This window comes from Enterobacter cloacae complex sp. ECC445 (genome assembly GCF_021892025.1).
GTDB classification, from domain to species: Bacteria; Pseudomonadota; Gammaproteobacteria; order Enterobacterales; family Enterobacteriaceae; genus Enterobacter; species Enterobacter chengduensis.
This window is the reverse complement of the sequence record NZ_JAKLRZ010000003.1, coordinates 173,548-200,102: the sequence shown is the minus strand read 5'-3', so window position 1 is coordinate 200,102 and position 26,555 is coordinate 173,548. Positions and strand designations below refer to the sequence as shown.

At 57.6% G+C, this 26,555-nt stretch carries 25 protein-coding genes; 5 read left to right on the top strand and 20 right to left on the bottom strand.

Annotation, left to right across the window (positions count from 1 at the left end; translation table 11 throughout):
- The 8 genes from rsxG to blr all read right to left on the bottom strand — a co-directional run bounded on the left by rsxG (window position 1) and on the right by blr (window position 6,034).
- Entirely contained in the window at window positions 1-621 is a 621-nt protein-coding gene (gene rsxG, locus L6R44_RS04435) for an electron transport complex subunit RsxG (RefSeq protein WP_032640031.1), read from the bottom strand.
- 10 nt (window positions 622-631) lie between these two features.
- Window positions 632-1,684 (bottom strand): electron transport complex subunit RsxD, encoded by a 1,053-nt coding sequence (rsxD, locus tag L6R44_RS04430; protein ID WP_237423408.1) that lies wholly within the window; start codon window positions 1,682-1,684, stop codon window positions 632-634.
- Complete coding sequence (rsxC, locus tag L6R44_RS04425) at window positions 1,685-3,706, bottom strand: electron transport complex subunit RsxC (protein ID WP_237423407.1); 2,022 nt, start codon at window positions 3,704-3,706, stop codon at window positions 1,685-1,687.
- Window positions 3,699-4,277, bottom strand: a complete 579-nt coding sequence (gene rsxB / locus L6R44_RS04420; protein WP_237423406.1) for an electron transport complex subunit RsxB — start codon at window positions 4,275-4,277, stop codon at window positions 3,699-3,701. The genes rsxC and rsxB overlap by 8 nt, the downstream gene beginning before the upstream one ends.
- Window positions 4,277-4,858 (bottom strand): electron transport complex subunit RsxA, encoded by a 582-nt coding sequence (gene rsxA / locus L6R44_RS04415; RefSeq protein ID WP_008500564.1) that lies wholly within the window; start codon window positions 4,856-4,858, stop codon window positions 4,277-4,279. The genes rsxB and rsxA overlap by 1 nt, the downstream gene beginning before the upstream one ends.
- Window positions 4,859-4,934: 76 nt before the next feature.
- On the bottom strand, window positions 4,935-5,375 hold the full coding sequence (locus L6R44_RS04410; protein ID WP_024909347.1) for a DUF2569 domain-containing protein: 441 nt from the start codon (window positions 5,373-5,375) through the stop codon (window positions 4,935-4,937).
- Between the two features lie 86 nt (window positions 5,376-5,461).
- On the bottom strand, window positions 5,462-5,677 hold the full coding sequence (ydgT, locus tag L6R44_RS04405; RefSeq protein WP_013096896.1) for a transcription modulator YdgT: 216 nt from the start codon (window positions 5,675-5,677) through the stop codon (window positions 5,462-5,464).
- Window positions 5,678-5,908: 231 nt separating this feature from the next.
- On the bottom strand, window positions 5,909-6,034 hold the full coding sequence (gene blr / locus L6R44_RS04400) for a division septum protein Blr (protein WP_168112406.1): 126 nt from the start codon (window positions 6,032-6,034) through the stop codon (window positions 5,909-5,911).
- Window positions 6,035-6,277: 243 nt separating this feature from the next.
- Here blr and L6R44_RS04395 point away from each other — a divergent pair, with 243 nt between their 5' ends.
- Window positions 6,278-7,318 (top strand): oxidoreductase, encoded by a 1,041-nt coding sequence (locus L6R44_RS04395; RefSeq protein WP_237423405.1) that lies wholly within the window; start codon window positions 6,278-6,280, stop codon window positions 7,316-7,318.
- 54 nt (window positions 7,319-7,372) lie between these two features.
- Here L6R44_RS04395 and add read toward each other — a convergent pair whose 3' ends face one another.
- The 3 genes from add to malX all read right to left on the bottom strand — a co-directional run bounded on the left by add (window position 7,373) and on the right by malX (window position 11,284).
- A complete protein-coding gene (add, locus tag L6R44_RS04390; protein WP_237423404.1) occupies window positions 7,373-8,374 on the bottom strand; it encodes an adenosine deaminase in 1,002 nt (333 codons plus the stop codon).
- Between the two features lie 96 nt (window positions 8,375-8,470).
- Window positions 8,471-9,643 (bottom strand): MalY/PatB family protein, encoded by a 1,173-nt coding sequence (locus L6R44_RS04385; protein WP_237423403.1) that lies wholly within the window; start codon window positions 9,641-9,643, stop codon window positions 8,471-8,473.
- Between the two features lie 48 nt (window positions 9,644-9,691).
- Entirely contained in the window at window positions 9,692-11,284 is a 1,593-nt protein-coding gene (gene malX / locus L6R44_RS04380; RefSeq protein ID WP_237423402.1) for a maltose/glucose-specific PTS transporter subunit IIBC, read from the bottom strand.
- Between the two features lie 177 nt (window positions 11,285-11,461).
- Between malX and L6R44_RS04375 the strand changes: the two genes are divergently transcribed.
- A complete protein-coding gene (locus tag L6R44_RS04375) occupies window positions 11,462-12,490 on the top strand; it encodes a Mal regulon transcriptional regulator MalI (RefSeq protein ID WP_237423401.1) in 1,029 nt (342 codons plus the stop codon).
- Window positions 12,491-12,594: 104 nt separating this feature from the next.
- Here L6R44_RS04375 and L6R44_RS04370 read toward each other — a convergent pair whose 3' ends face one another.
- On the bottom strand, window positions 12,595-14,127 hold the full coding sequence (locus L6R44_RS04370; protein ID WP_237423400.1) for a YdgA family protein: 1,533 nt from the start codon (window positions 14,125-14,127) through the stop codon (window positions 12,595-12,597).
- Between the two features lie 99 nt (window positions 14,128-14,226).
- Complete coding sequence (manA, locus tag L6R44_RS04365) at window positions 14,227-15,402, bottom strand: mannose-6-phosphate isomerase (RefSeq protein WP_237423399.1); 1,176 nt, start codon at window positions 15,400-15,402, stop codon at window positions 14,227-14,229.
- Between the two features lie 199 nt (window positions 15,403-15,601).
- Here manA and fumA point away from each other — a divergent pair, with 199 nt between their 5' ends.
- Window positions 15,602-17,248 carry a class I fumarate hydratase FumA gene (gene fumA / locus L6R44_RS04360; RefSeq protein ID WP_237423398.1) on the top strand — a complete coding sequence of 549 codons (1,647 nt, stop codon included), beginning with the start codon at window positions 15,602-15,604 and terminating at the stop codon, window positions 17,246-17,248.
- Window positions 17,249-17,389: 141 nt separating this feature from the next.
- Window positions 17,390-18,784 (top strand): class II fumarate hydratase, encoded by a 1,395-nt coding sequence (fumC, locus tag L6R44_RS04355; protein ID WP_237423397.1) that lies wholly within the window; start codon window positions 17,390-17,392, stop codon window positions 18,782-18,784.
- Here the strand turns inward: fumC and tus are convergent, their stop codons facing one another.
- The 4 genes from tus to rstA form a co-directional block, all read right to left on the bottom strand.
- Window positions 18,785-19,714 (bottom strand): DNA replication terminus site-binding protein, encoded by a 930-nt coding sequence (tus, locus tag L6R44_RS04350; RefSeq protein WP_237423396.1) that lies wholly within the window; start codon window positions 19,712-19,714, stop codon window positions 18,785-18,787.
- A 73-nt stretch (window positions 19,715-19,787) separates the two neighbouring features.
- Window positions 19,788-21,086 carry a two-component system sensor histidine kinase RstB gene (rstB, locus tag L6R44_RS04345; RefSeq protein WP_032640066.1) on the bottom strand — a complete coding sequence of 433 codons (1,299 nt, stop codon included), beginning with the start codon at window positions 21,084-21,086 and terminating at the stop codon, window positions 19,788-19,790.
- Window positions 21,087-21,161: 75 nt separating this feature from the next.
- Entirely contained in the window at window positions 21,162-21,422 is a 261-nt protein-coding gene (locus L6R44_RS04340; RefSeq protein WP_032640068.1) for a hypothetical protein, read from the bottom strand.
- A 240-nt stretch (window positions 21,423-21,662) separates the two neighbouring features.
- The gene (rstA, locus tag L6R44_RS04335; RefSeq protein WP_032642562.1) at window positions 21,663-22,379 is read right to left on the bottom strand and encodes a two-component system response regulator RstA; all 717 of its coding nucleotides are present in this window, start codon (window positions 22,377-22,379) and stop codon (window positions 21,663-21,665) included.
- A 128-nt stretch (window positions 22,380-22,507) separates the two neighbouring features.
- On the opposite strand from rstA, the gene L6R44_RS04330 reads away from it, so the two are divergent.
- Complete coding sequence (locus L6R44_RS04330) at window positions 22,508-22,843, top strand: GlpM family protein (RefSeq protein WP_014883596.1); 336 nt, start codon at window positions 22,508-22,510, stop codon at window positions 22,841-22,843.
- Here L6R44_RS04330 and folM read toward each other — a convergent pair.
- The 3 genes from folM to ydgH form a co-directional block, all read right to left on the bottom strand.
- Window positions 22,840-23,562, bottom strand: coding sequence for a dihydromonapterin reductase (gene folM / locus L6R44_RS04325; protein ID WP_237423395.1), 723 nt, complete (start codon window positions 23,560-23,562; stop codon window positions 22,840-22,842). The two genes, L6R44_RS04330 and folM, sit on opposite strands and share 4 nt — an antisense overlap.
- 39 nt (window positions 23,563-23,601) lie before the next feature.
- Window positions 23,602-24,984: an amino acid permease gene (locus tag L6R44_RS04320; protein ID WP_045329102.1), complete on the bottom strand. Its 1,383-nt coding sequence runs from the start codon at window positions 24,982-24,984 to the stop codon at window positions 23,602-23,604.
- Window positions 24,985-25,168: 184 nt separating this feature from the next.
- Complete coding sequence (gene ydgH / locus L6R44_RS04315) at window positions 25,169-26,113, bottom strand: DUF1471 family protein YdgH (protein ID WP_032640078.1); 945 nt, start codon at window positions 26,111-26,113, stop codon at window positions 25,169-25,171.
- Between the last annotated feature and the right edge of the window lie 442 nt (window positions 26,114-26,555).

The following is a 26,555-nucleotide window of genomic DNA, read 5'->3' as shown; positions in this document are numbered from 1 at the left end:
TTACTCCTCACAGGCCGGAAGATTGTTGATTTGCGCGGGCAGCGTTTCAGCATACAGCCCGGCTCGTTTTACGGCGTTCACCACGGCGCGCGGCGTGATGGTCGCCCCGGTGAACTGGTCGAACTCGCCGCCATCTTTCTTCACCGCAAACGCGGTGTCACCTTCACCATGGATGACTTTACCGGCGAAATGCAAAATCCAGTCGCTCAGACGGGTTTCAATTTTATCGCCAAGACCCGGCGTTTCATGATGTTCCGTCACGCGGGTGCCCAGTATGGTGCCGGAGAAATCGCTGCCGACGAGCAGCTGAATGGCGCCAGAATAGCCGTCGGGTGCCGTCGCCTCCATCACCGTGCCGACCGGTTTATCCCCTTTGCGGGCGATAAACAGGCGGTGCGGGCCTTTGCCAAGCTGCGGCGCGTCTACCACGAAGCAGCTCTTTTGCAGGTCATTATCGTAGAAATCTGACGGGATCACCTGATCGAACAGCGCCTTTTGCTGCTTAGTGGCCTGTTCTTCGATGGTCGTTTTGGTCAACGCATTCACCAGTGCCGTCAGCCCCGTCAGGACCGCGGCGAAGACAGCCAGCGTGACGCCGTGTTTTTGCATCGTTTTTAACATGGCGAAACCCTTAGCGGTGGCCGTACACGCGTGGACGCGTGTAATAGTCGATGAGCGGAACGGTAATGTTGGCGAGCAGGACGGCAAAGGCCACGCCGTCCGGGTAGCCGCCAAAGCTGCGGATAAGCCAGACCAGCAGGCCTGCCAGCGCGCCGAAGATGAGGCGTCCACGGTTAGTCGTTGATGCCGTCACCGGATCCGTCAGGATAAAGAAGGCGCCCAGCATGGTCGCGCCGGAGAGCAGGTGCATCTGCGGGCTGGCCAGTGATTCAGGTGAGAATACCCAGCCAAGCGTGGCGCAGACCGCCAGCGTCACGAGGAAACTGACCGGAATATGCCAGCGGATGGCTTTCTGCTGCAGCAGGAACAGGCCGCCCAGCAGGTACGCCAGGTTGACCCACTGCCAGCCGGCTCCCGCCAGCATGCCGCTGTAGATCGCGGATTTCATGATCTGCTCAACGCTGTGCCCGGCGTGCAGGGACGTTTTGAACGTGTCCAGAGGCGTCGCCTGGCTGATGCCGTCCACGCCCATTCGCAGCGCGTTCATATCCTCGCCGAGGGCCGTATGGCCGGTAAAGATAACGTGCAGGGCATCCATAAAGCCCGGAACCGTGGCGGCAATGTCGTACGGCGGCAGCCAGCTGGTCATCTGTACCGGGAAGGAGATCAGCAGCACCACGTAGCCGATCATCGCCGGGTTAAACGGGTTATGGCCCAGCCCGCCATACAGCTGTTTAGCAATAATCACCGCAAACACGGTGCCGAGTACCACCATCCACCATGGGGCAAACGGCGGGATACTGATGGCCAGCAGCAGGCCGGTCAGCAGCGCGGAGTTGTCGGCAAGAATTCGGGAGACCGCCGCCTTGCGCAGCTTAAGCACAAGGGCTTCCGCCGCCAGGGCGCTGGCGCAGCCCAGGATTATCTGGAACAGGGTTCCCCAGCCGAAAAACCAGCACTGAACGGCAATGCCCGGCAGCGCCGCCAGGCAGACCAGCATCATGATGCGCGATGTCTGGCGCTGATTGTGGGTGTAAGGGGAGCTTGCGATTCTGAAAACCATTTAATCCTCGTTAACTGCTTGCTGTGCGGCTTTCTTCGCCTGAACGCGCGCAATGGCGGCGGCAACGGCAGCCTTGCGCGGGTCATCGTTGGCGGCCTGCGGCTGCTCTTCCTGCTGCGCAGCCTTGCGGGCTTTAGCGCGGGCAATCGCCGCTTCGACGGCGGCTTTACGCGGGTCGACAGGGGCTTCGGGTTCTGCGGTCTGCGTCTGCTGCGCCGCCTTTCGGGCTTTGGCGCGGGCTATGGCCGCATCGACAGCGGCTTTGCGCGGATCGACGGCGTCCTGCTCGACTACCACATTCTGCTCACCGACCTTGCGGGCCTTAGCGCGGGCTATTGCCGCTTCCACGGCGGCTTTGCGTGGGTCAACCTCAGCATCCGTCTGGGCCGTTTGCGCTTTTTCTGCCTGACGGGCGCGAGCCTGAGCTTTACGCACTTCACGCGCAGCAATGGCTTCGCTGTTGTCCGGCTTCTCTCCCGCCGGGATCACCACTGTCTGGGCGGCATTCGCCTTTTTCTCGCGAACGCGCGCCAGCGCGGCGTTAATTGCATCCTGATCTTTTTCACCAGGCTGAACGGCGGCCTGCTTATGGCGCTCCTGACGGGCGGCTTTTTCCCGTTCCAGCCGCGCCTGGCGCGCTTCAAAGCGCGCTTTGGCTTCTGCCGCACGTTTTTCCTCCATGGAGATGGCATAAATCTCGGCCTTCTCCTGACGGAAATACTGCACCAGGGGAATATTGCTCGGGCAGACCCAGGCGCAGGCGCCGCATTCGATGCAGTCGGCCAGGTTATGGGCTTTTGCCTTGTCGTGCAGCTGGCCTTTGCTGTACCAGTACAGCTGCTGCGGGAGCAGATCCGCCGGGCAGGCATCGGCGCAGGCGCTGCAGCGGATGCAGCCTTTCTCTTCCTGCTCTTCGCCCATCTCGGTCGGCGAAGGGGCGAGCAGGCAGTTGGTAATTTTCACTACCGGAACGTCCAGCCACGGCAGGGTAAAGCCCATCAGCGGGCCGCCCATGATCACCATCTGGTCGCTGCCCGGGCAAAACTCCGCCTGTTCAAGCAGATGACGCACCGGCGTACCGAGACGCGCCCAGACGTTGCCCGGACGGGAGACCGATTCGCCGGTCAGGGTGACCACGCGCTCGGTTAGCGGCTCGCCGTCAATCACCGCGCGCTTCACGGCGTAGGCGGTGCCCACGTTCTGCATCAGCACGCCGATATCCGAAGAGCGTCCGCCGTGCGGAACCTGCTTGCCGGTGAGAATTTGCGTTAGCTGTTTCGCGCCGCCAGAAGGGTACTTGGTCGGGATAACGCGCAGGCTGATATCGTGACTGCCCGCCAGCACGGCGCGCAGCATGGAGATAGCCTGCGGTTTATTGTCTTCAATACCGATCAGCACTTCCCGCGGCTGCAGAATGTGCGCGAGGATGCGGATGCCTTCCACCACCTGGGCGGCACAGTCCTGCATCAGACGATCGTCGGCGGTGATATACGGTTCGCATTCGGCGGCGTTGATAATCAGCGTCTGAATGTTATCGCCACCGCCGCGCAGCTTGACGCCGGTCGGAAAGCCCGCGCCGCCCAGCCCGGCGACGCCGAACTGGTGAATGCGCTCGATAAGCGCTTCGCGGCTGTGGGCGCGGTAGTCGCTCCAGCCGTCACGATCGATCCAGCGGTCTTCGCCGTCGGCTTCAATAATCACGCTCAGCTCTGAGAGCGCGGACGGATGCGCCACCGTATGAGGGGCGATGGCGACCACTTTGCCGGAGGTTGGCGCGTGCACCGGCAGCATACGTCCGCGACCAAAGGTCAGCGGCTGGCCGCGAAGAACCGTATCGTCTTCTTTCACGCACAGCTCGCCCTCGGCCCCGATGTGCTGCTTGAGCGGCATGACGAAACGGGTCGCCAGCGGAATTTGACGCAGCGGCGTGCCGCTGGACTGGGTTTTCATTTCCGGTGGATGAATACCGCCGTCAAAGTCCCAAATCTTCTCTTTTCTGAAAGCAGAAAATAACTTAAGCATGTTGTTCCACAGGAATATTGCGAACCGGAATGGTTTGAAGATCCCACTTCCAGCTTTCGGTAGTCGTTTCAACCGGGCGTAACTCGATACATTGCGTCGGGCAGGGGGCCACGCAGAGGTTACAGCCGGTGCACAGGTCCGCCACGACGGTGTGCATGGCGCGGGTTGCGCCCACAATGGCGTCGACCGGGCAGGCCTGAATACATTTGGTGCAGCCGATGCAGTTGGCTTCGTCGATCACGGCCAGGGCACGCACCGGCTCCTGCACCTCCGCGTCGCCGTCAACGGGCTGCGGGTCAACGTTGAGCAGGGCCGCGATTTTCAGCATCACCGCTTCGCCGCCGGGCGCACAGCGGTTAATTTTCTCACCCTGAATGCCCACCGCTTCAGCGTAAGGACGACAGCCAGGGTAGCCGCACTGCCCACACTGGCTTTGCGGCAGAAGCTCATCAATTTTCTCTACAACGGGATCGTCCTCTACCGCGAAACGGCGGGAGGCGTAACCCAGGATAAGGCCAAACGCTAACCCCAGGACGCTGATAGAGGCGATGGCAATCCAGATAGCACTCATTACAACTTCACCAGACCACTGAAGCCCATAAAGGCAAGAGACATTAAACCGGCGGTCACCAGCGCAATCGCATTACCGCGGAAGGGAGCGGGAATATCCGCAGCGGCCAGGCGCTCGCGAATAGAGGCGAACAGCACCATGACCAGCGAGAAGCCGACGGCCGCGGAAAAACCATACAGCGCCGACTGCATAAAGTTATGGCCAAGGTTGATGTTCAGCAGCGCCACGCCGAGAACGGCGCAGTTGGTGGTGATCAGCGGCAGGAAGATACCCAGCAGGCGGTAGAGCGCCGGGCTGGTTTTGCGCACCACCATTTCGGTAAACTGCACCACCACCGCGATAACCAGAATAAAGGCCAGCGTGCGCAGATAGGTTAACCCCAGCGGGATAAGGATCCAGGTATCGATCCACCACGCGCAGATGGACGCCAGCGTCATCACGAAGGTCGTCGCCAGCCCCATACCCATCGCCGTTTCCAGCTTTTTGGAAACGCCCATAAACGGGCACAGGCCAAGGAACTTCACCAGAACGAAGTTGTTAACCAGCACGGTGCCGACAAAGAGCAGTAAGTAATCGGTCATTATTTAGCCTGAAATAAAAAAGCCGCCTATTATCGGACAAACCAACGCAGGCGACAACAGGTTATCTGTAGGGTTATTACGGGTTCACGAAGGTGTTTTTCACCCGCGTCGAACGCTTGAAATAGGGCACCAGCAGCGCCGCGGCCAGCAAAGGGAAAAGCAGCTGACGAACGGCCAGCGCGTCTGATACGGGCGAAAAAGCAAACGCCTTCACCGCGAGCAGGACCGAAATCAGCAGCCAGATGATGTAGTGCTTAGGCACGCTCTTGCGGCGCTTAAAGAAGGCAATGGTCAGCCACAGCGTGTAGTACCACATGCCAATCGCGAATACGAACGACACGAACCACAAAGCAATATTCAGCACGCTTTGCGACATCAGGGTCTGGATGGCGTGAGGGGTAATCAGTGCGGTGGTATACAGCAGCAGCGCAAGTGATGCGCTTAATAAGGCAACCAGCAGCCATGCCAGTGGGGCGATTAACCAGCCTCCGATGCGTTCTCCAGGCGTTGCGGTCATGAACTCTCCCATAATCTGCGCGAAATGTTGAACAGCCAGTTTGCAGGGCGGAGAGTATATAACATTTCGCGCGGATGGCTACTTTCTTATAAAACGTAACGCCATACGGACTTAGGCACTTCACCGACGTTGAACAAACGACCGCCGGACACCAGCTCCGCGCGGCGATGGTCAGCGGCGCGATACATATTAATAATGTCCTGATTATCCGACAGGGTGTAGTTCAGATGGTCAAACAGTTTTTCCAGGCTCTCAAGCGAATTGATTTTGCGAAATTTTAATAAATAGTCCTGAACTGTCATATTAATAAGTTTCCATATAAAAGTGAGTAATACCCTTTAAGGTAATTCGGTCGAATAATAAACGGATTAATAAAGACGTAAACAGCCCACTCAGGTCACGCGACGAAATTAGGAGTTTTCTTTGCTGAAATTCAGGCATCAGACGATGCCTGGAAGAGAAGGTTAACCGTGTTCACCAGGGCTGGCAATACGTAACTGACATATTGTGTCACTCTTTATTGCAGTAACCGGTTACTTAGGTTGGGCGACGGTGACAGGCTCCGGCGGCTGGTAGTTATCGATATGGCTGGCGACGCCTAGCAAAATGACCGAAACCCCAAGGACAATCCATCCCGCTAATTCAATGATTCGATTAATGATTGACGTCATGATTCGCAATTGTACTTTATCCATAAAGACAGGGCGCAAATGTTACAGCGACGTTTCCCCGACGGCAAGCGCTTTGGGAACGGTTCCCTTAAACAAAATCAGTAAGTTAATACTATGTAACAAAAACAACCCGTACAACCTGCTATTTTAAATCATATGGCACATTATTAATTTGCCGCCATGCCGGGTTAGCCAGTGTGAAATAAGAACGTCATAAAAGAGGATGACACTATGAGTGATAATATCCGCGTCGGGCTTATCGGCTACGGGTACGCGAGCAAAACGTTTCATGCGCCTCTGATTGCCGGGACGCCGGGAATGGCGCTGGCGGCGGTATCCAGCAGCGATGCCGCTAAAGTCCATGCCGACTGGCCCTCCGCGCCGGTTGTCTCTGAACCAAAGCACCTTTTCAACGATCCGAATATTGATTTAATCGTCATCCCCACGCCGAACGATACCCACTTCCCGCTGGCAAAAGCCGCGCTGGAAGCCGGTAAGCACGTGGTTGTCGACAAACCCTTTACCGTGACACTGTCACAGGCGCGTGAGCTGGACGCGCTGGCAAAGAGCCTGGGCAGGGTGCTGTCGGTATTCCATAACCGCCGCTGGGACAGCGACTTTCTCACGGTAAAGCGGCTTCTCGGTGAAGGCACGCTAGGGGAGATCCTCTTTTTTGAATCGCATTTTGACCGTTTCCGCCCGCAGGTGAGAAACCGCTGGCGCGAGCAGGCCGGCCCGGGCAGCGGTATCTGGTACGATTTAGCCCCGCATCTGCTGGATCAGGCCGTTACCCTTTTTGGTTTGCCGGTAAGCATGACGGTCGATCTGGCCCAATTGAGGCCCGGGTCGCAGACCACCGACTACTTCCACGCGGTGCTCAGTTACCCGCAGCGGCGGATTGTGCTCCACGGCACGATGGTCGCGGCCGCCGAATCGGCCCGCTATATCATTCACGGCACGCGGGGAAGCTACGTGAAGTTTGGTCTCGATCCGCAGGAAGACAGGCTGAAAAACGGCGAGCGTCTGCCGCAGGAAGACTGGGGCTACGATATGCGCGACGGCGTCGTCACGCGGGTGGAAGGCGAGGAGCTGGTTGAGGAGACCCTGCTGACGATACCGGGTAACTATCCGGCCTATTATGCGGCTATCCGCGATGCGCTGAACGGAACGGGAGAAAATCCGGTTCCGGCCAGCCAGGCGATTCAGATTATGGAGCTGATTGAGCTGGGTATCGAATCTGCCAAACATCGCGCCACGCTCTGTCTGGCATAAGGTGAAGATAATTTGTAGGCCGGGTAAGGCGCAGCCGCCACCCGGCAAAAAGGTTTACGCGGCTGCCACCTTATCCCGCAGCGCCTGCTTCTCCACAGGCGTCAGGAAGGCCATCTCCAGCCCGTTGATCTGCGCCTGACGGATCTGCTCGCGGCTCAACCCCGCCTGCGGTGCGGCGATGTTGTATTCGTGGATGATATCCACCCCCTGTACCGCCGGATCGTCCGTGTTAAGCGAGGCCAGCACGCCGTGCTCAAGGAACGTTTTCAGCGGGTGATTCGCCAGCGTCGCCACGGTGCTGGTCTGAATGTTAGACGTCAGGCATGATTCAATCCCGATACGCTGCTCCGCGAGGAAGTCCATCAGGGCACGATCTTCTACCGCCTTCACGCCGTGGCCGATACGCTCGGCGCCCAGCTCGCGGATGGCCTGCCAGATGCTCTCCGGTCCCGCCGCTTCACCGGCATGCACGGTGATGTGCCAGCCGGCATCGCGCGCGCGGTTGAAGTGGGAGAGGAACAGGCTGCCCGGGAAGCCCAGTTCGTCACCGGCGAGGTCGACAGCGGTGATGGCATCGCGATGGGCCAGCAGCGCTTCCAGCTCCTGCAGGCAGGCGGCTTCGCCGAAGGTGCGGCTCATAATGCCAATCAGACGGGCCTGAACGTCGAAGGTTTTACACCCTTCGCGGACGCCTTCAATCACGGCTTCCACCACGCCTGCAACGGGCAGGCCGTGGGTCATTGCCATATAGCCCGGCGAGAAGCGCAGCTCCACGTAGTGCAGGCCGTTGCGGGCCGCATCTTCAATATTCTCAAACGCCACGCGGCGGCAGGCATCCAGCGAGGCCAGCATCTTCACGCCCCAGTCGAGTTTGCTCAGGAAGCTGACGAGATCCGGTTCATTTGAGGTGACCTGGACGTGGGGGATCAGAGACTCAAGCGTCTGTGCAGGAAGCGTTAAATTGAACTGGCGGCCAAGATCGAGAATGGTTTGGGCACGAATGTTACCGTCAAGGTGACGATGAATATCAGTTAAAGGCAGGCGTGTATCAATCATGGTCGCACTCTTTTCTGGTTAAAGTGCGCCATATTATAAAAACAAAACGGGGTAAAAAGCTATTTGCGCAAGGGAATATTCCGTTGCGCAAATAGATCACAGAAGCGAATTAATCCCTGCTATAAGGCGTTGAACTCCTTGTTCCAGCTTGCTGCGCGGGCAGCCTGCGTTCAGGCGGACAAAACCATTTCCCTCTTTGCCGTAGGTATATCCCGGCATGATGGCGACTTTTTGCTGCTCGATCAGCACTTTTTGCAGCGCCCGATCGTCAATATTCAGCGGGCGCAGGTCGATCCAGGCCAGATAGGTCGCCTCCGGGGGCTGCCAGTTCAGTTTCGGAAAAGCGCTGTTTAGTTCCTGGGCGATATAGTGCAAATTGGCGTCGAGATAACTCCGCAGGGCATCCAGCCACGGGGCTCCCTGCTGATAGGCGGCAATATGCGCCGTCAGCGCCAGCACGGAAGGGGAAGAGAGTCCGTCCCGGCCTTTTAGCGCGCTGAGATAGCCGTTACGGCTCGCTTCATCAGCGATCAGGCCGTAGGCGCCCGTCAGCGCCGGAATATTGAAACTCTTCGAGCCGGAGGTCAGAAGCGCCCATTTGCCGCGCGCCACCTCGTTCCACGGCGTGTGGCGATGCTCTCCCCACACCATATCCATATGAATTTCATCGCTAATTACCGCCACGTCATAGCGTGCGCACAGCTCAGCCATCTGCGTCAGCTCATTCCGCGTCCAGACCTTGCCGGTCGGATTCTGCGGGCTGCACAGCAGCAGGATTTTGTTTTCCGGTTTCGCCAGCGCCGCTTCAAGCGCGGCCATATTACCCAGCCAGCCTGCGGCATGTTTTTCCATCTCCACGGGCACCACGTGACGGGCATTCCCCTCTATGGCGTTGTAAAACGCATCGTACGCCGGGGAGTGAACCACCACGCCGTCGCCGGGGTTTGACCAAAGACGAATCATTTCAGAGACCATATAAATGACGGAAGGGCCATAAACGATAGAGTCGGTTTCAATCTGGCTGTTAAAGCGCTGCTGGAACCACTGCGCGACGGCGGCGAGAAACTCGTCGTTTTTCCAGCGGCTGTAGCCAAACACGCCGTGATGGATGCGCTGGTGCAGCGCGTCGGTAATGCAGGGGGCGGTGGCGAAATCCATATCCGAGATGGTGAAGGGCAGCAGATCGGCCGCACCGAAGCGGTCGGCCACGTAGTCCCACTGCGTACACCAGGTGCCGTGTCGATCCACGACGGTTGAGAAATCAAACATGCTTTAATCCTTAACGTAAAACCCCCTCATGCTGAGGGGGTTGAGGCATCAGGCTTCGACCGTTCGCATCAGGGTGGCCAGCTCGTCCTTAACCGACTGTACCTGCGGGCCGATAACCACCTGCAAATTATGCTGATTTAACTGTACCACGCCGATTGCCCGGTTGGCTTTCAGGGCGTTGGTGTCCACTTTTGACATATCCGCCACCGACAGACGCAGACGGGTAATGCAGTTATCGAGAGAGGTAATGTTATCCGCACCGCCCAGCGCCGCGAGAATCGCTGGCGTGTTATAGCCGGATTTGCCGACGGTGCCTGCGACAGCCTGCTCGACGCTGGAGGCTGTTTCAACATCACGACCCGGCGTTTTCAGGTTGAAGCGGGTAATCGCGAAGCGGAAGATGCCGTAGTACACCGCAAACCAGATGGCCGCCACGACCGGCACCAGATACCACTTGGTGGACAATCCGTGCAGGATCCCGAACACCACGAAGTCAATCACGTTGCCGTCGGTGTTACCGATGGTGACGCCCAGCACCGCCATAACGGTAAAGCCCAGACCGGTCAGCACGGCGTGGATGAGGTACAGCACCGGCGCAACAAACAGGAACAGGAATTCGATAGGCTCGGTGGTGCCGCCGACGACGCAGGCGATGACGCCGGAAATCAGCAGGCCTTTAATTTTGTGACGGTTTTCCGGGCGGGCGCAGTGGTACATCGCCAGCGCCGCACCCGGCAGGCCGCCGAGGAAGGCCGGCATTTTACCCTGCGAGAGGAAGCGGGTGGCGCTTTCGGAGAAACCGTGAGTGGTTGGACAGCTCAGCTGCGCCTGGAAGATGGTCAGCGCGCCGCTTACGTCGTGACCGCACACGTCCATCGTCCCGCCCGCTTCGGTGAAGCGAATCAGGGCGACCAGAATGTGCTGCAGGCCAAACGGCAGCAGCAGGCGCTCGCCGGTACCGAAGATCATCGGACCAAAATCGCCCGCGCCGTTGATGATGCGGCCAATGCCGTTGATGCCCAGCGCAAAGACCGGCCAGATCAGCGGAATGATCAAACCAAACAGGCCCATGACCACCAGGGTCACAATCGGCACAAAGCGGGTACCGCCGAAGAAGGCCAGGGCATCCGGCAGGCGAATATTGTGGAAGCGTTCGTGCAGCATCCAGATAATCACCCCGGCGATCACCGCCCCGAGGATCCCGGTATCAATAGACTGGATGCCAATCACGCTCTGAATGTTGTTGGCCTTCAGCACGGCGGCGTCGGTGGTCGGCAGAATGCCTTTCGCGGTCAGCCAGAAGTTAACCGCCAGGTTCATCACGGCGTAACCCACGAAACCGGCAAACGCCGCGACGCCTTTGTTCTCGCGCGCCAGGCCCAGCGGGATTGCGATGCAGAACATCACGGGCAGGAAGCTAAAGGCAAAGGAGCCGACTTTACTCATCCAGATGAAGATGGCCTGCAGCACGGGCGTCCCCAGGAACGGGATGAGCGTGATGACGTCTTTACTGCTGAGTGAACTGCCGATCCCGAGCATGATCCCGCAGAACGAGAGGAGTGCCACGGGCAGCATAAAGGTTTTACCCAGTTGCTGGAAAAACTCCCACAGCGATATTTTTTGTGCTGCTTTCGCCGTCATAAAACGACTCCTTTATTGTTAAAATCAGTTTATCTGCTTCAATGCTGCGAGAAGATAAAACGTTTTATCAAAGTTTAGTGCGCGCTAAATCACATTCTCAGGCATTAACTGGTAGTATAAAGATAACGTATTGATAAAACGTTTTACCGATCTCATTTCAGGGAGTCACGCCGACACATGGCTGTAGCAAAAAAAATCACCATCAACGATGTCGCGCTGGCGGCGGGCGTTTCCGTCAGCACCGTTTCTCTGGTGCTCAGCGGAAAAGGGCGGATCTCGCCTGCAACCGGTCAGCGGGTTAACGAGGCGGTTGAACAGCTGGGCTTCGTGCGTAACCGCCAGGCGTCGGCGCTGCGCGGCGGGCAAAGCGGGGTGATTGGCCTGATTGTGCGGGATCTGACGTCTCCGTTTTATGCAGAACTGACCGCCGGGCTAACCGAAGCGCTTGAAGCGCAGGGGCGCATGGTCTTTCTGCTTCACGGCGGTCGCGAGGCCGATCAGCTTCTTTCCCGGCTCGATATGCTGCTGAACCAGGGAGTGGACGGAGTGATCGTCGCCGGGGCGTCGGGCGTGGGTAGCGAACTGTGCGAGCGCGCCGCCGAAAAAGGCGTGCCGCTGGTCTTTGCCTCACGCGCCAGCTACCTGGACGAGGCCGACACGCTGCGCCCGGATAACATGCAGGCCGCGCAAATGTTGACCGAACATCTGATTCGTCGCGGGCATCAGCGCATTGCCTGGCTCGGGGGGAAAAGCTCGTCCCTGACGCGCGCGGAACGGGTAGGCGGCTACTGCGCGACGCTCATTAAATACGGTCTGCCGTTCCACAGCGAATGGGTGGTGGAGTGTGAATCCAGCCAGAAGAAAGCGGCGGAAGCGATAGGCGCGCTGCTGCGAAGCAGTCCGACGATCAGCGCCGTGATTTGCTACAACGACGCGATCGCGATGGGGGCCTGGTTTGGCCTAATCCGCGCCGGACGCCAGAGCGGCGAGGGCGGGGTGGAAACCTTCTTCGGCCACCAGGTGGCGCTCGGGGCGTTCGCCGACGTCGGTGAAAGCGCGCTCGACGATCTGCCGATCGTCTGGGCCACCACCCCTGCGCGCGAGATGGGCTATACCCTGGCGGACAGGATCATGCAGCGCATCGAAAATACGGACGTGCAGGCCGGGCACCAGATTGTGGCGGCGCGGCTGGTGCCGGTGAAATAATCTCCGCTGCACATCGCCCGGCGGCGCTGTGCTTGCACGGGCCTACAAAAGATTCGAACCACCTGGTGACAATAAAAAACCCCTCATGCGAGGGGTTTTGACGTTTACTGCTGCGGCGCGGCCGGTTCGGCTGGCGCAGCCGGTGCTGCCGGTTCCGGCATCCCCAGCGTCGGCATGCCAAACATGCCGACGAAGTCTTCCAGCGGCATTTTGTCGCCGTTGAGCGTGACCTGGCCGTTGGCGTACTGCAGGCTGGTGGAAATCGTGTTGTTGTCCACCTTCGTGATGCGGAACATCTGGCCCATGGCCGCCAGACCTTTCACCTGCTGGTTTGCCAGCTTGCCGGCGTCTTCATCGCCGTAGCCTTCCAGCTTCGCAATCTGGGTCATAAACTCGGTCGCCATATCCATCGGGATGGTCAGCTTGCTGTCGAGCGACTTCACGCTGCGATCCACTTCCTGCGCCAGCGTTTGCGGTTCACCCGTTGCGGTGGCCGGATCTTTCAGGAACAGCGACAGGTTGAAGCTGGTTTCGCCTTTGCTGTTTTTCCAGCTCAGCGGCGCCACGGTGATGACCGGCTCGCCCTTCAGCAGGATCGGCAGGTTGTTGAACAGTACCGCCATGGCCTGCTGCTGGTACACCTCAGGGTTCTGCTGCAGCGCGGCATCGGTCAGCAGCGCCTGGCTCTCTTTGCTGTATTTCTGGCTAAATTCGTGCCACGCCTGGCCGTCGATATTGCCGATCTTCAGCGACAGTTTGCCGGTACCCAGATCCTGATTCTGCACTTTCAGGCTTTTAAGCGTGTAGTCCAGCTGCGTGTTGATGCTCTTGCCGTCTTTGGAAACGTCGGATTTACCGTTGACGTCCATGCCTTCCAGCACGGCCATCTCTTTCCCTTCAACCGCAATGGCAACCTTGTCGAGAGACAGCTTCTGATCGCCGATACGCTCTTTGAAATCGGTCATGCGGCTGTTGCCGTCGGCTTTCAGGTTGTTGAAGGTGAGCTGCACCTTTTGGTTGTATTCGTTCACGGCGTTGACCAGGCCGCTTTCCGCTTCACCCGTCAGGGAGAACACGTTTCCGTCGCGGTCCGCGTCAAGCTTGAAGTTGCCGCCGCTGAAGGCGACTTTCTCATTCTCTTTCTCGTAGTTCAGCGCTTTCAGCGCAATATCGGAACGCGTGTCACCGGCATAGCTGATGCGGGTGTTAATGTCGAAAGGCGATTCATTCTTTGCCAGGTCAAATAGCGGTTTGGTGACGTCGTTGTTCACCAGCACGGTATGAACGGATGCCATGGACGGGATCAGGTTAAAGGACTTCAGCTGCGCCAGCGGAAGGGGGCCGTGGCTCACCACTTCGTCCAGAACCACGCTCTGGCCCGGCTTCAGCCAGCCGTTTTCACTACCAGCAACCGGCTTCACCACCAGCTGCATACGGCTGGTGAACACGCCGCGGTGATAGTTCTGGTAGCTCAGCTCCAGACCCGCCTCCGGCGCGCTGCGCTTAATCTCTCCGTTTGCCTGCGCCACCATCTCAGCCAGGCGGCCTTCCAGCTGTTTCCCGGTAAACCAGGAAGCCCCCGTCCAGACCACGCCCAACGCTACAATCACTCCAACCGCTACGACCGATTTTTTCATTGCGACTATCCCTAAAATGAAACCAGGCGGTAAAAACCGCCCGGAGATATTAAGCCTGCAACTAGCTTAGCAAGAGTTGTTAAAAAATTCAGTAAGTGCTTAAAGCTTATTGAAAACGCGCGCCAGGCGCCCGGTGCCGCTCACGCTGACCGGCGACTCGTTTGCCGCGACAAAGGCGGATTCACCCGGTTTCAGCGCCAGACGCTGTTCGCCTTTGTGCAGCGTCGCTTCGCCTTCCACGCAGAACAGGATCGCCGCGCTCTCCTGAGCGACCGAGGTTTCAGCGCGGCTCAGGTCGTGCAGGGAGAAGGCAAAATCGTCAACCGGAATAGGGAAGTCCAGCTCTGCACCGTTCTTCACCGGCTGAGTCAGCAGCTCTGCGGCAGGTTTTGCCACAAACTTCACGTTGGCAACCAGCTCGGGAATGTCGATGTATTTCGGCGTCAGGCCCGCGCGCAGCACGTTATCTGAGTTAGCCATCACCTCCAGCGCCACGCCCTGAAGGTAGGCGTGCGGGGTTTCCGCGAACAGGAACATTGCCTCGCCCGGGTTCAGCTTCACCACGTTCAGCAGCAGAGGAGAGAACAGGCCGCTGTCGTCCGGGTAGAACTCGGAAATCAGACGGATGGTCTCCCACGGCTCACCGTGCTGGCTGTCCAGCGCCGCTTTCAGCACCGCCAGCGCGTGGGATTTTTCTTCACCCTGCATATTCAGCAGGCTGGCAAACAGCTGGCTCAGCGCGTCGGCGTTCGGGTTTTCAAGAAAATGCGCGATAGCGTTATGGGCACCCGCGACCGGCTGCAGCAGGGAGATAATCTCTGAAAACTCGCGGAACGCGTTCATCGCCAGGAACGGCGTCAACGCGAACACCAGCTCCGGCTTGTGGTTAGGATCTTTGTAGTTACGCTCGGCGGCGTCTAGCGGAATACCTGCCGCGTTCTCTTTCGCAAAGCCGATTTCAGACGCTTTCTTGTTCGGGTGAACCTGGATGGAGAGCGGCTGGTCGGCGCACAGTACCTTAAACAGGAACGGCAGTTCGCCAAAGCGTTGAGCCACCTTGTCGCCCAGCAGCGCGGCTTTATCGGCGTCGATGACGTCACGCAGGCTGCGTACCTGGCCGCTGGCGTCTTCAATTTTTGAGCTGCTCTTCGGGTGCGCCCCCATCCACAGTTCTGCCATCGGCAGGTTGTTCGGGTTCGCGATACCGTAGAGATCCGTTAACGCAGTTTTACTTCCCCAGGCGTAGTTTTGCACTGAGTTAATGAGTTTTTGCATTATCAAGCCCTGATTCAAATGTGGAATTAACTCCGCGTATTAAAGCAATAAACCACATGGAAGTAACCTGTGGATGTAAAAAGTCGTACTAGTCTCAGTTTTTGTTAAAAAATTGTGTAGGATAAGCTGACTCGCTTTTAAGCCGGGCAGCGGAACATCTGCCCTGAATAATCAGACCGAAGCAGTAAGTGAGAGAACAATGTCGAATAAACCCTTCCATTATCAGGATCCTTTCCCGCTGAGTAAGGATCGGACCGAGTATTACCTGTTAACCCGCGATCACGTCTCCGTCTCCGAGTTTGAAGGACAAGAGATCCTCAAGGTGGATCCGCAGGCGCTGACCCTGCTGGCGCAGCACGCATTCCACGACGCCTCGTTTATGCTCCGTCCTGCGCATCAGCAGCAGGTGGCCGATATTCTGAGCGACCCGGAAGCCAGCGAGAACGATAAATACGTTGCCCTGCAGTTCCTGCGTAACTCCGATATCGCGGCGAAAGGCATTCTGCCAACCTGTCAGGATACCGGCACGGCGATCATCGTCGGTAAAAAAGGCCAGCGCGTCTGGACCGGCGGCGGCGATGAAGCGGCGCTGGCGCACGGTGTTTACAACACCTACACCGAAGATAACCTGCGCTACTCGCAAAACGCCGCGCTGGATATGTACAAAGAGGTCAACACCGGCACCAACCTGCCCGCACAGATCGATCTCTACTGCGTCGACGGTGACGAGTACAAATTCCTCTGCATCGCCAAAGGCGGCGGTTCGGCCAACAAAACCTATCTCTACCAGGAAACCAAAGCGCTGCTCACCCCGGGCAAGCTGAAGAACTACCTGGTTGAAAAGATGCGCACTCTCGGCACCGCGGCGTGCCCGCCGTACCATATCGCGTTTGTGATTGGCGGCACCTCGGCGGAAAGCACGCTGAAAACCGTGAAGCTGGCCTCAACCAAATACTACGACGGCCTGCCGACCGAAGGTAACGAGCACGGCCAGGCGTTCCGCGACGTGCAGCTTGAACAGGAGCTGCTGGAAGAGGCGCGTAACCTGGGCCTCGGCGCGCAGTTTGGCGGCAAATACTTTGCCCACGACGTGCGCGTGATCCGCCTGCCGCGCCACGGCGCATCCTGCCCGGTCGGCATGGGCGTCTCCTGCTCTGCGGATCGCAACATCAAGGCCAAGATCAACCGCGAAGGCGTGTGGATCGAAAAACTGGAAAACAACCCGGGCAAGTACATCCCGGAAGAGCTGCGTAAAGCGGGTGAGGGTGAAGCGGTTCGCGTTGACCTCAACCGTCCGATGAAAGAGATCCTGGCGCAGCTGTCGCAGTACCCGGTGTCGACTCGTCTTTCCCTGAACGGCACGATTATCGTCGGCCGCGACATCGCGCACGCGAAGCTGAAAGAGCGTCTGGACAACGGCGAAGGGCTGCCGCAGTACATTAAAGATCACCCGATCTACTACGCGGGCCCGGCGAAAACGCCTGAGGGGTATGCGTCCGGCTCGTTAGGCCCAACCACGGCGGGCCGTATGGACTCGTACGTCGACCAGCTGCAGGCCAACGGCGGCAGCATGATCATGCTGGCGAAAGGCAACCGCAGCCAGCAGGTGACGGATGCCTGCCACAAGCACGGCGGTTTCTATCTTGGCAGCATAGGCGGCCCGGCGGCGGTCCTGGCGCAGGGCAGCATCAAGAGCCTGGAGTGCGTGGAGTACCCGGAACTGGGTATGGAAGCGATCTGGAAAATCGAAGTGGAAGATTTCCCGGCGTTTATCCTGGTGGATGACAAAGGTAACGACTTCTTCAAGCAGATCCAGTCGTCCCAGTGTTCGGCGTGTGTGAAGTAATTCTGTAAATAGCCGGGTAAGGCGAAGCCGCCACCCGGCACCAAAAAGAGCGCACAAAGCGCCATATCGTTTCTCAGAAGTCATTAATACTTATCCTTTAAGCACGTGAGCAATCCCGCTTTTGTTATCAAGGAGAAAGTCATGACAACGGTACGCCATGAGAAAGACTCGATGGGCGCCATCGACGTCCCGGCCGACAAGCTATGGGGCGCGCAAACCCAGCGTTCGCTGGAACATTTTCGTATCTCGACCGAAAAAATGCCGGTCTCGCTGATTCAGGCGCTGGCGCTCACCAAACGCGCCGCCGCGAAAGTGAACCAGGATTTAGGCCTGCTGGCGGCGGACAAAGCGACCGCCATCATTAACGCCGCCGACGAAGTGCTGGCGGGCAAGCATCCCGATGAATTCCCCCTCGCCATCTGGCAGACCGGGTCCGGCACCCAAAGCAACATGAACATGAATGAAGTGCTGGCGAACCGGGCAAGCGAGCTGCTGGGCGGCGTGCGCGGCATGGAGCGTAAGATCCACCCGAACGATGACGTTAACAAAAGCCAGAGCTCCAACGACGTCTTCCCCACGGCGATGCACGTGGCGGCGGTGATTGCTGTCCGCGAGCAGCTTATCCCGCAGCTCAACGTGCTCAAATCCACGCTCAACGATAAGGCGCAGGCCTTCCGCGACATCGTCAAAATTGGCCGTACGCACCTGCAGGACGCCACGCCGCTCACCCTCGGCCAGGAGATTTCCGGCTGGGTGGCGATGCTGGAACATAACCTGAAGCATATTGAGTACAGCCTGCCGCACCTGGCGGAGCTGGCGCTCGGCGGCACGGCGGTCGGGACCGGGTTAAACACCCATCCGGAATACGCGGTGCGCGTGGCGCAGGAGCTGGCAAACATCACCGGGCAGCCGTTCGTCACCGCGCCCAACAAGTTCGAAGCGCTGGCGACCTGCGATGCGCTGGTCCACACCCACGGCGCGCTGAAAGGGCTGGCGGCGTCGCTGATGAAAATCGCCAACGACGTGCGCTGGCTGGCCTCGGGCCCGCGCTGCGGCATCGGTGAAATCAGCATCCCGGAAAACGAGCCGGGCAGCTCCATCATGCCGGGTAAAGTGAACCCGACCCAGTGCGAAGCCATGACCATGCTCTGCTGTCAGGTACTGGGCAACGACGTGGCCGTCAACCTGGGCGGGGCGTCCGGCAACTTCGAGCTGAACGTCTATCGCCCGATGGTGATCCACAACGTGCTGCAATCGATTCGTCTGCTTGCGGACGGGATGGAGAGCTTTAACGAGCACTGTGCGGTCGGGATTGAGCCGAATCGCGAACGTATCAGCCAGCTGCTTAATGAATCCCTGATGCTGGTGACGGCGCTGAATACCCACATTGGCTACGACAAAGCCGCCGAGATCGCCAAAAAAGCGCATAAGGAGGGGCTGACGCTGAAAGCCTCCGCCCTGGCGCTGGGCTATCTGACGGAGGCGGAGTTCGACGCCTGGGTGCGCCCCGAGGCGATGGTCGGCAGCCTGAAATAATCAACCCGCCACGTACAGGTGCAGCCGCGGTATAATCAGCTGCAGCGGCTGCGCCTGAGGTCGGTAACGGTGCTGGACATTGTCTGCATCATAATTCAGCAACTCACCAATATCCGGCACGATGGCCCCCCGATCGGCATCATAAAGCGCAATCAGCGGCGTCGGGCAGGCATACTGCACCTGCTTTTGCTGGCCGGAATACCAGACGCGGGCGATAGGCTGCACCTTCACCGGGCGCTTAATCTTGAGGCGCGCGTCCGTCGGCAGCGAGGCGATGCTGTGGTACTCCTGCTCGAGGCGCTCGATCCACTGTTCACGCGACCACGGTGCGACGGTGCGCGGCGTCTTCAGGCTCTTTTCCAGCTGGGCCAGAATCTCATCCCGGGTGAAATTTTTAATGATGTGCTTATTCGCCCAGCCGAAGCGCAGCGTGGCGGGGTGACGCAGCACCGTCAGCGTGCGATAGGCATTCAGGGTAATCAGCCCCGGAAGCTGACGGTGCACCCATTCAAACCGGGCGGCAGGGGGGAGGCCGGACTCTTCGGTAACGATCTTTTCAAATGCCGCTTTCAGGGTGTTGATGCGGGTGATGTGTGTTTCCAGCGCCTCGCGCGCGGCCGCATCGGTTTGCAGGCAGATCACGCCAGGCAACCGCACGGCCGCCTTGCTGCTGCGGTTTTCTGACTGCTGCTGGATAAACAGGCGACGATAGTGTTTCAGCGCCAGCTCAAGGGCGGCGCTGCCGATGTGCTGTTTCACCTCGATGGCGTCCAGCGGGTCGTGCTCGGCCCCTTTGGCCACGTCGGGCAGGGTAAAGACGCGTGCGGCCAGCAGTCGGCAGGTCTGCAAACGTTCGGTCAGGGTCAGCAGCTCGTGTTCTATTTCCCGAAACGTGCTGTTCAGCCGTTCGAGGAGATCGTAGGTCGCCATAAGCACTCTCATTAGTTACAACATACTTATCATATAGCACAGCACGCCGGGTCAGGCCAGCGTGCGGTTGAGGTCAGACAGGAACGGGAAGGGCGACGTTATGGTACACCGGCCAGCTAAAGCAGAAGCGCGCGCCGCCGAGTTCGCTCTCTTCGCAATGCACCGTGCCGCCCATGGCCTGCGCGATAGAGTAGACGATGGCCAGCCCCAGGCCGCATCCGCCGGTGGCGCGATCGCGGCTGGGGTCGAGGCGGACAAACGGTTCAAACACGGTTTCTCGCGCTTCCGGGGCGATACCCGGCCCGTCATCTTCCACCGTCAGGCTGGCCTGATTGCCCTGGAGATCCAGGCCAATCTGTAGCGTACTTTCGCTATAGCGCATGGCGTTGTTCATCAGGTTATCGAGCACGCGCTCCATCAGGCGCATATCGAGCGCGCCGTACTCCCCCGGCGTGACGCGCGTCAACAGCGTGCGCTGCGGGTTCACGCTTTGAACGTCATCGATGTGGGTTTGCAGCCAGGCGGGCAGGTCCGGCGTGCTGAGGTTAAGCTCGTTTTGCGGACGATCGAGGCGCGCATAGGTCAGCAGCTCTTCAATCAGCGCTTCAAGCTGGCCAATATCGCGGTTAAGCGCCTGAGACTCGGCTTCCGTCAGATTCTCGCTCATCTCCAGACGATAGCGCAGGCGAACCAGCGGCGTGCGCAGCTCGTGCGCAATCCCGTCGATCAGCTGCTTCTTGCTGGCGATAAGGGCATTGATGTTATCGGCCATCTGGTTAAAGGCCACCCCCAGACGTTCAAAGCTGGAACCGCTGTCGAAGTGAATCCGTTCGGTAAAGTGCCCCTCGCCAAAACGCTGCGCGGCGGATTCCAGCTTGAGCATGTCCTGCCAGTGTGGGCGCATCCAGATAAAGACCGGAAACGCGAGCGAAATGGCGATAAACGCCATCAGCGCCATGTCCAGCAGACGCATCTGGTGCAGATAATAGAGATAGGGCACAGGCCCGACGGCCAGCACGTAATGGCTGCGCGGAATACGCTGAATAAAGGTGTATTTCTCATCCAGCGCGACGATGTCCCCGTCGCGCAGGCGCTGCATGGCGGGCGCGTCCAGCTCGAAATCTTTCAACGGCTCAATGCGTAAATCGAATGACAGATTGAGATCCAGCTCTTTCAGGGTTTTCGCCCAGTCGTGTGGCGGGATCTCTCTCAGCTCGCTGCGCATCAGATAGAGCGAGCTTTTCATCAGATCGTCCAGAGACTGCCTGCCCGCACGTTCGGCGGTGAATTTATAGACCAGCCCGACCAGCATGGTCATAACCAGGAAGCAGACAAACAGTAAAAGATAAAACTGCACAAACAGCTTTTTCATTCCATCTCACCGGAAAAACGCGATAAGGAGAATATACATGAAAAAAGCACGGTGTTTTCATGTCTGTGGCGCCTGTTACACTGCGTGTGCGTTTCTTTTGACCTTGGCGATGAGTTCTTCCGTTAGGGCCAGGCCTTCCGCAATGTGCGTATCAATCACATCCGTACCGAAGTCCCTGATTAAGTCCAGGAGCATTTCGTAAGACTGAATGAGTTCCAGCAGGTCAAAGAGCGCTTTTTGATCGGCGCGTGAGGGGGTGGAGTGGCTAAGTGCTATCTGATTAACAATCCATTCAAGATTGGTTTTGATGATTTCTACTTCATGGTAGCTATACATATTTCATGGGCTTAAATCCTCAATTCAAGATTTTATGGGAAGGAATGTGTGGAACAGGTTTGGGCGGGTAGCTGGGCCCGGAGTGGTCTAAAAGAAGAGAAAATATGAATGTTAATTATGGATTAGTTTGCGCGCTTAGCAAGATAATTGTTGCGCAAACGTAAAAATAAACGCGTGAAATGAAGGCATCGCTGAGTAATGCCTTCATTTCGTGCTTGTTCGGGTAGCCTGAGAGAGAAATCAGGTTTCCCAGGCGTGCGGGGCAAACAGATACCCCTTGTTACGCACGGTTTTAATGCGGTAGGGCTCGGTGGCGTTATCCTGCAGCTTTTTGCGCAGGCGCGAGATCGCCACGTCAACGCTGCGGTCCATACCGTCATAGCTCACGCCGCGCAGGTTTTTCAGCAGCGCGTCGCGGTCCATGATTTGCCCGGCATGGGTGGCAAGTTCCCACAGCAGATCAAAATCGGCGGTGGAGAGGGCGATAAGCTCGCCCGAGAGCAGCACCTGGCGGTTAATGGGGTCAATAGACAGCGTACCGAAGCGCATCGCCTTGTGCGGCGTCAGCGACGGCGCGGGCGCTTCGCGCTCGATGGTGGCGTGCTGGCGCAAATGCAGGCGCAGGCGCGCAAGCAGGACGGCAGGCGGCGTGGTTTTTAGAATGTAGTCATTGGCACCCATCTCCAGCGACAGGATGTGGTTCATATCGCTGTCCAGCGAGGTGAGCAGAACGATAGGGCCCTCCCAGCGGGCGCGCAGGTCGCGGCAGAGCGTCATGCCGTCTTTGCCTGGCAGCATGATATCCAGCAGCACCAGATCCGGGTTTTCACGGACGACGACCTCTTCGGCACGATCGCCGCGAGGCTCAACGATGACGTCCATATCGTGTTTACCCAGATAGGCGGCGATCAGCTGTCCGACTTCGGGTTCGTCTTCAACATAAACAATCTTATTCATACAGCGTCTGTTTTCGTGAAAAAAGCCAACATACACCGCGAAACCTTAACCTTCCATTAATCTTTCTAAATTAACACCGGTTCCGTTATTCTGACCCATATTGTGAGTCGATTGTTATAGGGAAAAGTATGGGGCTGGTGATCAAAGCCGCGCTGGGCGCGCTGGTGGTATTGCTGATTGGCATTCTGGCAAAAACGAAAAATTACTACATTGCCGGGCTGATCCCACTCTTCCCGACCTTCGCGTTGATCGCTCACTATATTGTGGCTTCCGAGCGGGGCACGGAAGCGTTGCGCACGACCATCGTGTTCGGCATGTGGTCTATTATTCCGTATTTTCTCTACCTGCTTTCGCTGTGGTATTTCACCGGTTTTCTGCGTCTTCCCCTGGCGCTGGGCGGGGCGGTGGTCTGCTGGGGACTCAGCGCCTGGGTGTTAATTTTCTTCTGGAGCCGCTTCCACTAGCGCAGCGGCCGGCCGCCGTCCACGGCAAAGGTTCTGCCGGTGACGTAGCAGCTGGTGAGCAGGTAATCCACAAGGTCGATGATCTCTTTCTCGCCCGGGGCGATTTTCATCAGCGACTTATTCAGCGCCTGCTGGCGATACTCCGCATCATCGTTTTCGTTAAACAAAATCATCGCCGGGGCGATGGCGTTCACCTTTACCTCCGGCGCGAGCTTGCGGGCGAACGAGCGGGTCATGTTATCCAGCGCCGCTTTGCTGGCCGCATAGGCAATGTGCTTGTCGCTGCCGCGCTCCACCACATAGTCGGTGAAATGAATGATATCGCCCGCAGCATGCCCGTGCCCGCGCAGGAGATCCTGCAAAGCGTGGTTGAGCAAATAAGGGGCATTAACGTGGATCTGCAACATGGCGGAGAGCGTTTCGCTAAGCGCTGTACCGGGCTTTTCGGCCCGCCACGCGCTGGCGTTATGGATCACGGCGCGCAGGCCCGTCGTGGTGGATTTCACCTGTTCCGCGAAAGCCTGAATGCCTTCGTCGGTTGAAAAATCAGCCTGAATGCAGACCGCTCCGGCCTTGCGTAACCCTTCAATCGACGGGTATTCCGTACGGTAGCTGACGATGACCGGATGGTGAATGTTGAGAAAGTGATGGGCGAGGGCGAGGCCGATACGGCGGCCTCCACCGGTGATCAGTATGGGGCGAAGCGGTGCATTTCCCATTGTATTCTCCTTTACAGTTCAACAATGGGAAAGACGATGCTATCCCATTAACATCCAGGTTGCCGGCACGGCAGCAACCAGTAAGAGTCCAATTAATGCCATTTCACGGCGTTTCAGCGCGTTCTCCAGCTGATGCGTGCGGCGAGCGTAGATAAACACCAGCAGTCCCGGCGCGTACAGCACCACCGACAGCAGCAGGTGCATTGGCCCGGAAGCATACAACAACCACAGGCCGTAAATACAGGCTCCGACACCCACGACATAATGCGCCGGACGTGTGGCAATTTTTAACAGATACGCACCCACTAAGAAATAGGGTACCAGAATCATCTCCGAGGCGATGGTCAGCAGCGTGTTATAGTCTGAACCTGTGAGCCAGATCAGCACCAGGCAGATCTGAACGCTGATATTGGTCAGCCAGAGTGAGGCAGACGGTGCGCTGTTTTTGTTTTGGCGCGCAAACAGCCGTGGAAACGCCTTGTGCGTCGCGGCCAGGAACGGCACTTCAGCCGCCATGATGGTCCAGCTCAGGTACGCTCCGCAGACGGAGATGATGAGACCCGCGGCAATCACCACGTCGCCCCATGGGCCGAGCATTTTCACCATCAGGCCTGCCATCGACGGGTTACGCATTTCGGCCAGCTCAGGACGCGCCACCACGCCCAGCGACAGCAGCGTCACCAGCAGATAGACGCCAAGCGCCGCCAGGACGGCCAGCAGCGTGGCGCGGCCCACGTCGCGTTTATTGCGGGCGCGGGCAGAAACCACCACCGCGCCTTCAACACCGATGAATACCCACAGGGTAATCAGCATCGTGTTTTTCACCTGCTCCCAGACGGGAACGCCCAGCGCAACGCCGCTGAAGTCGAGCTTAAATACGTCCATACGGAACGCAATAAAGGCCAGAACGATAAACAGGCCGAGCGGAACCAGCTTGGCAAGCGTTGCCACCAGGTTGATGCTGGCGGCCGTTTGTACGCCGCGCAGCACCAGCCAGTGAACGAACCACAGCAACACCGAGGCGCCCACGATAGACTGCCAGGTATTTCCGTCGCCAAACAGGCGCAGCTCCGGCGTGTCGGTAAAGAAACTGAGTGCGGAGAAGACGATCACCAGATAAGAGACGTTGGCGATAACGGCGCACAGCCAGTATCCCCACGCGGAACAGAAGCCAATCAGCTCGCCGAAACCCTCACGTGCATAGGTAAAAATGCCGCCGTCGAGATCCGGGCGAATGCGGGTGAGCAGCAGCATGGCGAAGGCCAGCAGCAATATGCCGACCCCGGTAATCCCCCAGCCAATGATGAGCGCGAAAGGGCTGGCGACGGCCGCCATGTTTTGCGGCAAACTGAATACGCCTGCACCCAGCATTGAGCTTAAAACGAGTGCAGTCAGAGCACTCAGGCCAAGTTTCTTTTCCATTGGCTTCCTGTTATGAAAGGTCAAAATCCAGAATAATTATTTCGCTCAGGCGCATAAAAATGGTGGATCACACTAAGGCGCGGGATTTTACGGAGTGTAACGAAAGCATGCAATGACGTGTCGCAGAAATTCAAAAAAAGTAACAAAAAAGGCGGCATTGCGCCGCCTTTCGTAAACGATTTTGTTACTTGTACAGATCGGCGCTAATGGTCACGTTGTTACCACGTTCCTGCCACTGGCGGGTGATGTGGTAGAACTTCGCCCCTTTCTTCGCCGCACGCTTCGCGACCTGGTAAGAGACTTCCGTCATGTTGCCGTAGTTGCCGGTAAACTTGATGCTGTCGAACGGCACCATCTGCGCGGCAGTGGCGTTGTTCAGCTCTTCAATTTTGGTACCGTCTGGCAGCGTAACGGAATAACGGCCACCTTTTGTGGACTGCGTTTCAAAGAAACGGCCCACTTCAGCGCTTGGCGCCGCCGTCGTTGCGACGCCTGGAATTTCAACTTTCTTCGCTTCTTCGCCGCCTTTCGCTATTGCCGCGCGACCTGCTTCTGAATTAGCAGGGATGGCATCCGGGCTTTGCAGAACGCGTTTTTTCGCATCTTTTTTATAGATGAACGCGGTAATACGCTGGTTGCCACCCTGGTTAGCATCAACCTGACGCACGATGAAGAAAGAGTAGGCCCCTTTCTCTTTTGCGGCTTTGGTGATGGCGTCGTTCACTTCTGGCTGGCTGCGGTAGAAGCCCTGAACGGTGACGGTGTCGTAAGGTTCCAGCTCAATCGCCTGATCTTTCGGCAGCTCAACAACACCGTTGATCACGCGGTTTTTCGGCGCGTCAGCTTTTGGCGCATTGTCCTTGAACAATGCAATGGTCACGCGCTGGTTGCCGCTGTTGCCGTAATCGGACTGGTCAACCACATAAAACGAAGCCGCCCCGTTTTTATCTGCGGCTTTTGATGCAGCGGCGACGGCGTCGCCAATAGAATTATAACGACCCACAATGACCGTATGGTCAAAAGGTTTTAACGCTGCCGCTTGCTCCGGCGTTAACTCTGTTGCGGCATTCGCAGACAGGGCGGTCGCGGAAAGAAGTGCGGACGCCAGGAGTGTGTTCTTAAGCTTCATAAAAATGATCCTTCGCCTTGCGCAAACCATGTACTGGTATTGTTGTTAATTTGAGACGGTCCCGATTATTGCATTTAAAACCCGTCGCTGTCTGCGCCATTTTTCACTGCCTGTGCTTACCGAATCACCGATTTCGATAACATTTAGTGATATGTGGAAAAAACACGCGTTTGACAAGTAAAACTGATAAAGCATATGACTTTTACAAGTTAATTTAATGTTAATGAGATGTTCTTATATGGCGCTATATCATGTTTTTACCGCTTCGCTTGCGCGATTTATCGGTTCTGGCAATGAATTTAAGGTAAATATCACTGTCAGTGACGCCGATCGCTTATTTTTCACAGATAAAATAAGAAATAGTGTTTTCTGGCGGTAGATCGCGGGCGCTATTTTCAGTAGGTTATAGACAGTTTGTTACTGTTTTATTTTCCGGGGTTAA